General features: G+C 68.0%; 12 protein-coding genes and 1 pseudogene. 9 read left to right on the top strand and 4 right to left on the bottom strand.

Annotated features, from left to right (window positions below; genetic code table 11):
• Positions 1–8 precede the first annotated feature (8 nt).
• The 5 genes and pseudogenes from SKC41_RS14315 to SKC41_RS14295 all read left to right on the top strand — a co-directional run bounded on the left by SKC41_RS14315 (position 9) and on the right by SKC41_RS14295 (position 5,126).
• Positions 9–566 (top strand): DUF4190 domain-containing protein, encoded by a 558-nt coding sequence (locus tag SKC41_RS14315; RefSeq protein WP_330978177.1) that lies wholly within the window; start codon positions 9–11, stop codon positions 564–566.
• Between the two features lie 59 nt (positions 567–625).
• Positions 626–1,934, top strand: a pseudogene (locus tag SKC41_RS14310) (magnesium transporter MgtE N-terminal domain-containing protein); the annotation flags it as partial.
• Positions 1,933–2,442: a DUF1003 domain-containing protein gene (locus tag SKC41_RS14305; RefSeq protein ID WP_330978888.1), complete on the top strand. Its 510-nt coding sequence runs from the start codon at positions 1,933–1,935 to the stop codon at positions 2,440–2,442. The pseudogene SKC41_RS14310 and the gene SKC41_RS14305, both read left to right, overlap by 2 nt.
• 172 nt (positions 2,443–2,614) lie before the next feature.
• Positions 2,615–3,922, top strand: a complete 1,308-nt coding sequence (locus SKC41_RS14300) for a lytic transglycosylase domain-containing protein (RefSeq protein ID WP_330978176.1) — start codon at positions 2,615–2,617, stop codon at positions 3,920–3,922.
• A 46-nt stretch (positions 3,923–3,968) separates the two neighbouring features.
• On the top strand, positions 3,969–5,126 hold the full coding sequence (locus SKC41_RS14295; RefSeq protein WP_330978175.1) for an Mrp/NBP35 family ATP-binding protein: 1,158 nt from the start codon (positions 3,969–3,971) through the stop codon (positions 5,124–5,126).
• Here SKC41_RS14295 and tatB read toward each other — a convergent pair.
• The 4 genes from tatB to sigE all read right to left on the bottom strand — a co-directional run bounded on the left by tatB (position 5,123) and on the right by sigE (position 8,493).
• On the bottom strand, positions 5,123–5,539 hold the full coding sequence (gene tatB / locus SKC41_RS14290; protein ID WP_330978174.1) for a Sec-independent protein translocase protein TatB: 417 nt from the start codon (positions 5,537–5,539) through the stop codon (positions 5,123–5,125). The genes SKC41_RS14295 and tatB overlap by 4 nt on opposite strands.
• On the bottom strand, positions 5,539–7,065 hold the full coding sequence (htrA, locus tag SKC41_RS14285) for a serine protease HtrA (RefSeq protein WP_330978173.1): 1,527 nt from the start codon (positions 7,063–7,065) through the stop codon (positions 5,539–5,541). The genes tatB and htrA overlap by 1 nt, the downstream gene beginning before the upstream one ends.
• A gap of 146 nt (positions 7,066–7,211) precedes the next feature.
• Positions 7,212–7,607 carry an anti-sigma E factor RseA gene (rseA, locus tag SKC41_RS14280; protein ID WP_330978172.1) on the bottom strand — a complete coding sequence of 132 codons (396 nt, stop codon included), beginning with the start codon at positions 7,605–7,607 and terminating at the stop codon, positions 7,212–7,214.
• Positions 7,608–7,737: 130 nt separating this feature from the next.
• The gene (gene sigE, locus SKC41_RS14275; protein WP_330978171.1) at positions 7,738–8,493 is read right to left on the bottom strand and encodes an RNA polymerase sigma factor SigE; all 756 of its coding nucleotides are present in this window, start codon (positions 8,491–8,493) and stop codon (positions 7,738–7,740) included.
• A gap of 203 nt (positions 8,494–8,696) precedes the next feature.
• On the opposite strand from sigE, the gene SKC41_RS14270 reads away from it, so the two are divergent.
• The 4 genes from SKC41_RS14270 (at position 8,697) to SKC41_RS14255 (ending at position 12,841) form a co-directional block, all read left to right on the top strand.
• A complete protein-coding gene (locus SKC41_RS14270; protein ID WP_330978170.1) occupies positions 8,697–9,365 on the top strand; it encodes an O-methyltransferase in 669 nt (222 codons plus the stop codon).
• A 296-nt stretch (positions 9,366–9,661) separates the two neighbouring features.
• Entirely contained in the window at positions 9,662–10,300 is a 639-nt protein-coding gene (locus tag SKC41_RS14265; protein WP_330978169.1) for a TetR/AcrR family transcriptional regulator, read from the top strand.
• Positions 10,290–11,210, top strand: a complete 921-nt coding sequence (locus tag SKC41_RS14260; RefSeq protein WP_330978168.1) for an ABC transporter ATP-binding protein — start codon at positions 10,290–10,292, stop codon at positions 11,208–11,210. The genes SKC41_RS14265 and SKC41_RS14260 overlap by 11 nt, the downstream gene beginning before the upstream one ends.
• Positions 11,210–12,841, top strand: coding sequence for an ABC transporter permease (locus tag SKC41_RS14255; protein WP_330978167.1), 1,632 nt, complete (start codon positions 11,210–11,212; stop codon positions 12,839–12,841). Before SKC41_RS14260 ends, SKC41_RS14255 begins: the two co-directional genes overlap by 1 nt.
• Positions 12,842–12,844: the final 3 nt, after the last annotated feature.

Raw genomic sequence — 12,844 nt, 5'->3', positions numbered from 1 at the left:
TGAACACCATGACAGCTCCCGGGGGTGCCAGCGGAGAAGATGCCGCCCATCCGCACGCGGCGGGCGGGCAGCGTCCTGACCAACCGGGATGGGCAGCCCCCTGGAATCCCCCGGGCGCACCTCCACCAGCGGACTATCCGGCCCCGCCCTATCCCCCGCTCGAATACCCGCACTTCACCCCGCCGTTCGGCTACCAGCAGCCGCCCGGCGCACCGTCCTACCCACCGGGACCTGCGCAATTCGGCGGCCCGCCACCCGGGTACGGTCCCGCGCCGTATCCCGGCGGTTATTACCCGGCACCGGATTATCCGGGCGATTACTGGTCGCACGAGGCCATCCCGTCCGGTACGAACGGGATGGCGATCGCGGCGCTGATCACATCGTTCACCGGCTTGTTCTGCTGCGTCGGCGGGATCGTGGCGATCGTGCTGGGCACCATCGCGATCGACCAGATCAAGCGGACCCGCCAAGACGGTTACGGCATGGCCGTCGCCGGCATCGTGATCGGCATCGCGACCCTGGTCGTGGCTCTGATCGTGATGATTTTTGCGGTGCATTCCCATTAACAGGGCTCGCCAGAGCCGGTTCGCTGCCATCGCGCGACTGGCTGCCTAGGCTCTCTCCCATGGCATCGGTCAACAGGGTGTATGTGGCGCGGCTGGCGCGGATGTTGGTGTTGGGGCCGATGGGCGAAAACTTCGGCCGCATCCGCGATGTCGTGATCAGCATCAGCATCGTCCGCCAGCAACCGCGCGTGCTCGGCCTGGTCGTGGATCTGGCCACCCGCCGCAGCATCTTCATCCCGATGCTGCGCGTCGCCGCGATCGAACCCCACGCCGTGACCCTGAACACCGGCAGCGTGTCCCTGCGCCACTTCGAGCAGCGTCCGGGCGAGGTGCTGGCGATCGGTCAGATCCTCGACACCCCCGTCACGGTCAACGACCCCGAACTGCCGGAATTGGTCGGGCGCGACGTCGTGATCACCGATTTGGGCATTGAGCAGTCCCGGACCCGCGACTGGCTGGTGACCAGAATCGCGGTGCGAAGCCAGCGTCGGCTCGGTCGGCGTGGACCGGCACACGTCGTCGACTGGCAAAGCGTGCACGGCTTGACACCGTCGGCGTTGGCGATGCCGGGTCAGGCGGTGGCGCAGCTGCTCAACCAGTTCGAGGGACGCCGCGCGGTCGACGTGGCCGACGCCATCCGCGGGCTGCCGGCCAAACGGCGCACCGAGGTGTTCAAGGCCCTCACCGACGAGCGGTTGGCCGACATCCTGCAGGAGTTGCCCGAGTCGGAGCAGGCCGACGCGCTGTCGCACCTGGGCACCGAACGCGCGGCCGACGTCCTCGAGGAGATGGACCCCGACGACGCCGCCGACCTGCTCGGCGAGCTGAATCCGACGGATGCCGAGCTGCTGCTGGCCCGGATGGACCCCGACGAATCCGCCCCGGTGCGAAGGCTTTTGAAACACTCGCCCGACACCGCCGGTGGGTTGATGACGTCTGATCCGGTGGTGCTGACCGCCGACACGACGGTGGCCGAGGCGCTGGCCCTAGTCCGCGATCCCGACCTCACCCCCGCGCTGTCGTCGATGGTGTTCGTGACGCGCCCACCGACCGCCACGCCCACCGGGAAGTACCTGGGCTGCGTCCCGCTGCAGAAGCTGCTTCGCGAACCGCCGAGCGACCTGGTCGGCGGAATCGTCGACAGTGATCTGCTCACCCTGGCTCCGGAGACCACACTGGCGTCCGTCACCCGCTACCTCGCCGCCTACAACCTGGTGTGCGGGCCCGTGGTCGACGACCAGAGCCACCTGCTGGGCGCGGTCACCGTCGACGACCTGCTCGATCACCTGCTGCCGCACGATTGGCGCGCGCAAGCCCAAGAGCTGACCGCGGCCGTCCGCGGCGCCGAAGCAACCGAGGGGGCCTCGTGAGCAAGTCGGCGCCGGTACGGCGGCTCTACACCCCGCGGACGTCGCGCGGCCTGTCCCTGCGCTTGGATCCCGAGGCGGTGGGGCAGAGCACCGAGGCCATCGCGCGCTTCTTCGGCACCGGCCGCTACCTGCTGATCCAGACCGTCATCGTGATCGTGTGGATCGCGATCAACCTGGTCGCGGTGAGTTGGCGCTTCGACCCGTACCCGTTCATCCTGCTGAACCTGGCCTTCTCCACCCAGGCCGCCTACGCCGCACCGCTGATCCTGCTGGCCCAGAACCGTCAGGAGAACCGGGACCGGGTCACCCTCGACGAGGATCGTCGCCGCGCCGCCCAGACCAAAGCCGACACCGAATATTTGTCGCGCGAGCTGGCCGCCCTGCGGCTGGCGATCGGGGAGGTTGTGACCCGCGAATTCCTGCGTGACGAGCTGGAGGAACTACGCGCCCTGCTGACCAGACCGGACGTGCAGATCCCGGCCGAGGAGCCCCCGACCCGCCGGTGATCACCTGGTCCGGGCCAGGTACGGACCACTAAGAGATCCCCCTGAATACCGAATCCACCATTGCGCCACTCCCGTCACAAGAGTTATGTATGGTGATCTAGTTCACGAGGCTAAGAACAGGTTTCCGGCAGCTCACAAGGTCTCCGGCGACCCACATACTTAGGACGGTGGAGTGCGCATAGGGGGTCGCTTGGGTGCCCACCCGGCCGTCGCGGCGGTGCGGAAGTCGAGGCTTCCGGTTACCCGGGCACAGGCCTTCAGCGTGGCGGTGATCAGCCCGTTGGTGTTCGCGGGTGCCGTCGGCGCCACGCCTGAGCCGTTTCACGGACACGCGAAGAGCCCCATCCCGTCGGTGCATGCCGTCATCGCCCCGGTCGCCGCGGTCTCCCCGACCGTCCCCGATCTGTCCGGACCGGTTCTCATCGCCATCGACCGCGCGCCGACGGCCTTCCACGTCGCGGCGGGCGCCTCCTCGGCACCGCCGCCGCCCAGAGTGGTGAATGCGCCTGGTGCGCTGGGCATTCCGATGATGGCGCTGACCGCATACCGCAACGCCGAACAGAAGATGTCGGTGTCCGACCCGGCCTGCGGCGTCAGCTGGAATCTGCTGGCCGGCATCGGACGCATCGAATCCGGGCATGCCGGCGGCGGCGCCGTCGACGCCCGCGGCACCGCGGTCACCCCGATCTACGGCCCCTCGCTGGACGGCACGCTGCCCGGCAACGAGGTGATCGTCTCCAGCAACGTCGGCAACCGCGTCACCTACGCCCGCGCGATGGGACCCATGCAGTTCCTGCCCGGCACCTGGGCACGATATGCCGCCGACGGCGACGGCGACGGCATCGCCGACCCGCAGAACCTGTTCGACTCGACGCTGACGGCCGCGCACTACCTGTGCAGTGGCGGGCTGAACCTGCGCGACCCGGCCCAGGTGATGGCCGCGATTCTGCGCTACAACAACTCGACGGCCTACGCCCAGAACGTGCTGGGCTGGGCCGCGGCATACGCCACCGGCGTCGTCCCGGTCGACCTGCCGCCGATCACCGGGCCGCCGCCCCCGCTCGGCAACGCGCACGACGAGCACCCCGAGGGCCTCGGGCCCGGCCTTCCGATCAACATGATCGGCCTGCCGCAGGACGACCCGATGGCGCGGATGCCGCTGATCGACCTGACCGGCCAGCAGCAGCAGGTCACGCCGTCGTCGCCGATGTTCCCCTGGATGACGCCGCCGCCCAATACGTCGCCGATTCAGGGGCACATGCCCGGGTGCACGGTGATCTGCATCAGCTCGCAAACCCCGCCGCCGGGCGGCCCGCAGTTGGGACCGCAGCCGTTTGCACCGCTGGCCCCGCCGCCGCCACCGAACGCCGCCCCGCCGTGGGCGCCGCAGGCCCCGCCGGCGCCGCAGCCGTTCGCACCGGCAGCGCCGGCGCCCGCCCCGGCCGCCCCGGCTCCGGCCGCGGCCGTTCCGGCCGGCTGACGCCTGCCAGCCGGTCAAGAGCCGAGCCCGCCTACACTCGGCGGTGATGTCCCGTCATGACTCCCCTGGTACCCAAGCCGACCTGACCGCGGCTATCCGCACCGCGCTGGGCAAGGTGATCGACCCCGAATTGCGGCGTCCCATCACCGAACTCGGGATGGTCAAGAGCATCGACGTCCAGTCCGACGGCGGCGTGCATGTCGAGATCTACCTGACCACCGCCGCCTGCCCGAAGAAGACCGAGATCAGCGATCGCGTCGGCCAGGCCGTCGCCGACGTCCCGGGCACCGGGGCGGTGAAAGTCAGCCTCGACGTGATGAACGACGAGCAGCGCACCGAGCTGCGCAAGCAGTTGCGCGGTGACGCCCGCGAGCCCGTCATCCCCTTCGCCCAGCCCAGCTCGCTGACCCGGGTCTATGCGGTCGCCTCCGGCAAGGGCGGGGTCGGGAAGTCAAGCGTGACGGTCAACCTGGCCGCCGCGATGGCCGCCCGCGGCCTGTCGGTCGGCGTGCTGGACGCCGACATCCACGGCCACTCCATCCCCCGGATGATGGGCACTACCGACCGGCCCACCCAGGTCGAGTCGATGATCCTGCCGCCGATCGCCCACGAGGTGAAGGTCATCTCGATCGCCCAGTTCACCGAGGGCAACACACCGGTGGTGTGGCGCGGGCCGATGCTGCACCGGGCCTTGCAGCAGTTCCTGGCCGACGTCTATTGGGGCGACCTGGACGTGCTGCTGCTCGACCTGCCGCCCGGCACCGGCGACATCGCCATCTCGGTGGCTCAGCTGATCCCCAACGCGGAAATCCTGGTCGTCACCACGCCGCAGCTGGCCGCGGCCGAAGTCGCCGAGCGGGCCGGCAGCATCGCGCTGCAGACCCGCCAGCGCATCGTCGGCGTGGTGGAGAACATGTCGGGGCTGGTGCTGCCGGACGGCTCCACCATGCAGGTGTTCGGCGAGGGCGGCGGCGAGCAGGTGGCCGAGCGGCTGTCCCGCGCGGTGGGCGCCGACGTGCCGCTGCTGGGTCAGATCCCGCTGGACCCCGCGCTGGTCGCCGCCGGCGATTCCGGTGTGCCGATCGTGCTGAGCGCGCCCGATTCGCCGGTGGGCAAGGAGCTGCGCGGCGTCGCCGACAAGCTGTCGTCGCGCAAGCGCGGCCTGGCAGGCGTGTCGCTGGGGCTAGACCCGACGCGGCGTTAGGTCGCGTCGGTGTCGAACGGCGCCGGGCCGTGCTGCCCGACGCCGAACGTCGGACTGCCGTTTGCCCCCGCCGCGGGCCCCTCGGCCGACTGCTGCGGCGACGTGCCGTTGACGGGCCGCTCGAAATTGCCGGTGAACAACGAATCGTCGCCGTCCAGCAGGTGTTTGGTCAGCGCCGCGCGCGGCGTCATGCCGCGCAGCTTCTGTAGCTCGCTCAGCGGGCCGCGCAGGTCGTCGAACTCGGGCCCGATGTCCTCACGCAGCTGACTGGTGACGCCGGACAGGTAGTCGCGGGCCTGACGCAACGCGGTCGACGCCCAGCGAATCGCGCCCGGAAGCCGTTCCGGGCCAAGGATTACCAGCCCGACCACGACGAGGACGAGCATCTCCCCCCAGCCGACGTTGGCGAACATCAGCCGCTGTCGGCGTCGGGTTTGACGGTCAGGGTGACGTTGCGGCCATCGCGGACCACCTCGACCGGGGAGTCTTGCCCGATGGTCAGCTGGCGCACGGCGACCACGAACTCGTCGGCGTCGGCGACTTTGCGGCTACCGACCTTAACGATCACGTCGTTTTCCAGGATGCCGCCCTTTTGCGCGGGGCTGCCCGCCTTGACGTTGGCGACCTGGGCACCCGCGGCGATCGAGTTGCTCACCGACCGGGTGCTGACGCCCAGCGTCGGGTGCACGATTTTTCCGTCTTTGATCAGCGTCTGCGCCACCGACTTGACCTCGTTGACCGGGATCGCGAAGCCGAGGCCACTTGCGCTGTCGGACAACGACTTTCCGGCAGTGTCGATACCGATCACTTGAGAGTCCATGTCGATCAACGGACCACCGGAGTTGCCGTGGTTGATCGACGCGTCCGTCTGCAGGGCGTCGATGACGGTGTCGGTGTCAGATCCCTCGCCCGACAGCGGGACGGGGCGGTGCAGGGCGCTGATGATGCCGTGCGTCACGGTGCTGCGCAGGCCGAGCGGTGCACCGGCGGCCAGGACCTCGTCGCCGACGCGCACCTTGTCGGAGTCGCCGAGCCGCGCCACGCTCAGATTGTCGACGTTGTCGACCTTGAGCACGGCGAGGTCGGTCTTGGGGTCGCGACCGACCAGGTTGGCCGGCACTTCCTTACCGTCGTTGAACACCACGGTCGTCTTGAACTGGCTGGGGTTGTTGGCGGCCTCGGAGATCACGTGGTTGTTCGTGACGATGTAGCCGCGGCCGTCGATGACGACGCCGGAGCCCTGCATGCCTTCTTGTTCGCTCTTCGACTCGATGGTCACCACCGAGTTGGCGGTCGCGGCCGCTACTTTGGCGAAGCGGCCCGCCGGTTCTTCGGTGTTGTTGTTGGTCGACAGCGTCACCTTGGAGGTGGTGAAGGCCTCGACGACCTCGGCCGTCTTGTTGCCGATCAGGCCGCCGACAGCGCCGATCGCCAGCGCGATGACGAACAGAATGGCCAGGGCAAGGTAGGACACCTTCTTGCCGAACAGGACGTCGCGCACGCCCAGCTTGCCGGCGTATCCCGACGGCGTGTCCGCCGTGGTCTGGGCGACGGCCGGGGTCCCCAACGCCGCCGCGGCGCCCGGGTCCCGCCACGGATCGTCCGCCTCGTCCTCGCCGAAACCGTTCTGCTCGGCGGCCAGCGCGCTGGCGTCGATCGGGTGGCGCTGCAATGTCTCGGAGCCGCCGACGGGCTTGCTGAACGCTTCCTCCAGCACCGGGTCGCGGCGTTGATCGTGCGGGCTGAACTCGCCCTGGTCCCGGTACTTCGACGGGCGCACGCGCTCCGCGACGAAGGATCCCTGTAGACCATCCGGGCGACCGAAGGCCTGACGCGCCGCAGGGTCGACCGGTGGCCGGGAAATGGGGCGCGGCGCCAGGCGGTTGGCTCCGTTGTCGCCGCCGTCTTGCCCCTGATGGGAGCCTTGGTCGGAGGTCATGAATCCTCTACTTGAATGCTCGAAACGGGCCTCGCACGCCGGCCCCTTCCAGGGCGAGCACCAGGCACAGAATTGTCCGTGTCCACCCTAGTATCCCCGGTTGCTGAACGGTCGGCATGAACCCACGAGCTGGGACAACCCTGGTGCTACCGGCGCTTACGCTGGTCGCGCACATTGCGATCGGCGAAACGGTCGGTCGCCTGGGCTGGCGTGTCGTCGGGCGGGTAATGCGGAATCTCCGAGAGCATTCCCAGCAGGGTGCTCGGGATGCGGATCGGGTGTGAATCGCGCAGCGCAGCACGCGCCCGGCTCTGATCGTCGACGTCGGACGCGCATTGCGGGCACAGCGAAAGGTGATGGGCCGCCCGCAGGTGCGCGTTCATCCGCAGCTCGCCGTCGACAAACGCGGCGATCGCTTCGACAGACAGATGCTCGGTGGAGCCGAATTGCCGTGGCGCGCCGACCGGCGCGTCGCTCTGGGAGGCGAACTGTGCGGGGAGCCAGGCGAACGCGCGGCGGAACACATGTCCCCGGTCGGCCATCACCAGCTCCTTTCGCTGCCACGTACCCCTCGAATGTAGCGCGACAAGGTGGCCTGCACCGCTATGCATCTTGCGAAATCGCATGACTATCGGCCCGCGGACCGTGTTTGTGAACCGGTCCCAGCCATTTCTAGGCTGATTGGGCGTGGGTTTCCGGCTCGGAATGCGCGGCTAGGTAGTCGCGCAAAGCCTGACGTCCGCGGTGAATCCGGCTGCGGACGGTACCCAGCTTGACGCCCAGGGTGGCGCCGATCTCCTCGTAGGACAGGCCTTCGATGTCGCACAGCACCACCGCGGCGCGAAACTCCGGCGGCAGCGAGTCCAGCGCGGCCTGCAGGTCGGGTCCCAGGCGCGCGTCGTGGTAGATCTGCTCCGGGTTCGGCTCGTCGGCCGGGACCCGGTCGTAGTCCTCCGGCAACGCTTCCATCCGGATGCGGGCGCGTCGGCGCACCATGTCAAGGAACAAGTTCGTGGTGATGCGGTGCAGCCAGCCCTCGAAGGTTCCGGGCTGATAGTTCTGCACCGACCGGAACACCCGGATGAATGTCTCCTGGGTCAGGTCCTCGGCATCTTGCTGGTTGCCCGAAAGCCGGTAAGCCAGCCGGTACACCCGGTCGGCGTGCTGACGCACCAACTCGTCCCACGACGGCATCGTCGTCTTGTCCCCGGTCGCGTCGAACACTGCGGTGCCCTGCAAGCCGTCCGCCGGTGCGACCCATTCGTCGTCCGGGAGTTCCTGGGCGTGCGACATGGTGTTCGGGCTTAAGAGAGTGGTGTTGATCGAATCCTCCGAATAAGTTGCCCTGCCGACAAGCGGCAGTTCGTCATCGGCGGCAACACGTAGTTGCCAATCTGTATTCCCCGCCCAACGTCCTCCACGTTCCATACCGTCACCGTCGCCTACCGGCGTATGCGCGGCATAGGAGCAATCTGAGGTTTGGCTGAGAAACCTGATCGTTACCTGCCATACGCAGGGCATACCCGAAGCCAAGTGACTTACGCCGCCCCGGCATCGCCGGGCGTGTCGGAAACGGTTCGACTCGCCGCGCGCCTGACGGACTGCACGACCACATGGAATACGCTGCGGGCATGGACGGCACCGACGAAGAAACCCCCGGCCAGGCGGCTCCGAGTCGGGCCGAATCGCTCTCCGCGCACGCGGAAGCGTCGATATCCGAGGACGCGATCCTGGCCGCCGCCCGCGAACGCTCCGTCGACATCGGCGCCGGGGCGGTGACGCCCGCGGTGGGCGCGCTGCTGAGCCTGCTGACCAAGCTCAGTGGCGGCAAAGCCGTCGCTGAGGTGGGCACCGGCGCCGGGGTCAGCGGGCTCTGGTTGCTGTCGGGGATGAGCGACGACGGCGTGCTGACCACGATCGATATCGAGCCCGAGTATTCGCGGCTGGCCAAGCAGGCCTTTTCCGAAGCCGGCATCGGCCCGTCGCGCACCAGGCTGATCAGCGGTCGCGCCCAAGAGGTGCTCACCCGGCTCGCCGACGAGTCCTATGACCTGGTGTTCGTCGACGCCGACCCGATCGATCAGCCCGATTACGTCGTCGAAGGCGTGCGGCTGCTGCGATCCGGCGGGATCATCGTCGTGCACGGCTCGGCGCTGGGCGGGCGGGCCGGTGATCCCGCGGCGCGCGACGCCGAAGTGGTCGCGGTCCGGGAGGCGGCCCGTCTGATCGCCGAGGACGAGCGGCTGACGCCCGCGCTGGTGCCGCTAGGTGACGGCGTGCTGGCCGCGGTCCGCGACTGACGCGCTACCTCCTTCGCCTGTCGCCCTTCGCCCTTCGCCCGTCGCCCTTCGGACGTCGCCCTTCGCCCTTCGTCCGCCCTTCGGACGTCGCCCGTCGCCCTTCGGACCAATAGGCGACCTTCACGAGCGATATCGCCGGCGATATCGCATATCCGGATCGGGTGGTGGCCTCCACCGCGATGCTGGTGTGGCCCATGTGACCGCACACGAGCCGGCGTCGGGGCTGATTTCTTTTACGCATCCCTTACGGGGCGCCCCCTTGACCGTCGACTGAACACGCGTTTAGTGTACTGAACATGCGTTCAGTCGACCTGACCGCCGCCGCCCGGATTCGCGATGCGGCGATCGAGCAATTCGGCCAACACGGCTTCGGTGTCGGGCTGCGCAGCATCGCCGAGGCCGCGGGGGTGAGCGCTGCACTGGTCATTCATCACTTCGGCTCGAAGGAAGGTCTACGCAAGGCCTGCGAGGACTACATCGCCGAAGAGATCTACAACAGCAAGTCAGAGGCGCTGCGATCCAACGACCCGGCAACCTGGTTCGCGCAGATGGCCGAGATCGAGGCCTACGCACCGCTGATGGCTTACCTGGTGCGCAGCATGCAAACCGGTGGCGAGCTGGCGAACATGCTGTGGCGCAGGATGATCGACAACACATACGACTACATGGAAGAGGGTGTGCGCGCCGGCACGATCAAACCCAGCCGCGATCCCCACGCCAGGGCCCGATATCTCGGCATCACCGGCGGCGGTGGGTTTCTGCTCTACCTCCAAATGCACGAGACCCCAACAGATCTGCGGGCCGTCCTGCGTGACTACGCCCGAGAGATGGTGCTGCCCGCCCTGGAGATTTACACCGAAGGCCTGATGACGGACCGCACTATGTATGACGCATTTCTGGCCGCCGATGATCAAGGAGAATCCCATGGCAGTTGATAGCGTCGCGCCCATCGAAATCCGCGACCTCACCAAGAACTTCGGTGCGGTACGGGCACTGGACGGCCTCGACCTGACGGTGCGCCAAGGTGAAGTACACGGTTTTCTCGGCCCCAACGGCGCCGGCAAGTCCACCACCATCCGCATCCTGCTGGGACTGGTGAAGGCCGACGGCGGAACCGTGCGACTGCTCGGCGGCGACCCGTGGACCGATGCCGTCGAACTACATCGTCAAATCGCTTATGTGCCAGGTGACGTCACGCTCTGGCCATCGCTGACCGGCGGCGAAACCATCGATCTGCTGGCCCGCATGCGCGGCGGCATCGACGACGCCCGACGCTGGGAGCTGATCGAGCGCTTCGACCTCGACCCGACCAAGAAGTCGCGCACCTACTCCAAGGGCAACCGCCAGAAGGTCTCCCTGATATCGGCCTTCTCGTCGCGGGCCAGCCTGCTGCTGTTGGACGAGCCCAGCAGCGGCCTGGACCCGTTGATGGAGAACATCTTTCAACGGTGCGTCGCCGAGGCGCGCGACCGTGGCGTAACGGTCTTGCTGTCCAGCCACATCCTGGCCGAAACCGAAGCGCTGTGTCAGACGGTGACCATCATCCGGGCCGGCCGGACCATCGAGAGCGGTTCGCTGGACTCGATGCGGCATCTCAGCCGTACCTCCATCAAGGCCGAAATGATCGGTAGCCCTGGCGATCTCAGCCGAATAAAGGGCGTTGAGGATGTCAGCTTCGAGGGGAACACGTTGCGCGCACAGGTCGACAGCGAAAGCCTCGGGGAACTCATCCGGGTGCTTGGCGACGCCGGTGTGCGCAGCCTGGTCAGCCAGCCACCGACGCTCGAGGAGCTCTTCCTGCGCCACTACAACACCGGACGCAGCGAAAAGAAGGTCTCGGCATAATGAGCACTGTAGCACTACAGCGTCCGGAACACGCTGCCCCGCAACGTGGTTCAGAATTCACCGGCACACTGGGCATGCTACGCCTGTATCTGCGCCGCGACCGGATCTCGCTGCCCCTGTGGATGCTGCTGCTGTCGTTGCCGTTGGCAACGGTCTACATCGGAAGCATCGAGAAGGTCTATCCCAGCCAAGCCGCCCGCGCCGGGTTCGCGGCGACCGTCATGGCCAGCCCGGCACAGCGCGCCCTCTACGGGCAGGTCTACAACGACAGCCTTGGCGCTGTGGGCATTTGGAAAGCCGGGATGTTCCATGTGCTGATCGCGGTCGCGGTCATTCTGACGGTGATCCGGCACACCCGGGCGGACGAGGAAAGCGGCCGCACCGAGCTGGTGGACTCGACCGGGGTGGGACGATACGCCAGCCTGACCGCGGCGCTGATCCTGTCGTTCGGCGCCTCGATCGCCACCGGCGCGATCGGCGCGGCGGGATTGCTGTCCACCAACGTCCCGCCCGGCGGATCGCTGGCATTCGGCGCAGCGCTGGCCGGCTCCGGCGTGGTGTTCACGGCGGTGGCCGCGGTGACGGCGCAGCTGTCGGCGAGTGCGCGATTCGCCCGCGGTGCCGCCTTTGCGGTGCTGGGAGCCGCATTCACGCTGCGCGCCATCGGCGACGCCGGCTCCGGCACGTTGTCCTGGTTTTCACCGCTGGGCTGGTCGTTACAGGTGCGGCCGTACGCGGGCGATCACGGGTGGGTGTTGCTGCTGCATCTGGTCACCGCGATCGTGCTGACCGCCGTGGCGTATCGCCTGCTGGCCGGGCGCGACGTCGGCGCGGGACTCATCGCCGAACGAGCCGGCCCGGCCACCGCCGCACCATGGCTGAGCAACGTCTTCGGGCTGACCTGGCGGCTGGACCGCGGCGCGCTGCTGCTGTGGACGGTGGGCCTGTGTCTGTTCGGCCTGGTGATGGGCAGCGTCGCGCACGGCATCGGCGATGAGATCGGCGGCGGCGTGGCACGCGACATCGTCGCGAGGATGGGCGGCACCTCCGCGCTGGAGCAGGCTTTCATCGCGGTGGCGTTCAACATGATGGGCATGGTGGCCTCCGCCTTCGCCGTCTCGCTCACTTTGCGACCGCACCAGGAAGAGGCCGGCCTGCGCGCCGAGACGACGCTGGCCGGTGCGGTGTCCCGAGCTCGTTGGCTGGCAAGCCATTTAGTGGCAGCCCTGCTGGGGTCAGCGGCGGCGATGCTGGTCGCCGGCGCGGCGGGCGGACTGCTTTACGGCGTCGCGGCCGGCGACATCGGCGCCAAGATGGCCGTCGTGATCGGCACCGCGGCCGTGCAGTTGCCGGCCGTTTGGCTGGCGTCGGCCGTGGCCATCGTAATCTTCGGTGTGGCACCACGATTCACGCCGGTGGCGTGGGGCGTATTGATCGCGTTCATCGCCCTGTACCTGATCGGCTCGCTGGCCGGCTTCCCGCAGTGGGTCCTTGATCTCGAGCCCTTCGCACACGTGCCACGGGTCGGCAGCGACTTCACCGCCGTGGCGCTACTGTGGCTGCTGGTCATCGACGCGACGCTGATCACGTTGGGAGTCATGGCCTTTCGCCGACGAGATTTACGCAGTTAGGCG

The sequence above is a fragment of the Mycobacterium sp. 050128 genome (assembly GCF_036409155.1).
Classification (GTDB): domain Bacteria; phylum Actinomycetota; class Actinomycetes; order Mycobacteriales; family Mycobacteriaceae; genus Mycobacterium.
This window is presented reverse-complemented; position numbering and strand designations above follow the sequence as displayed.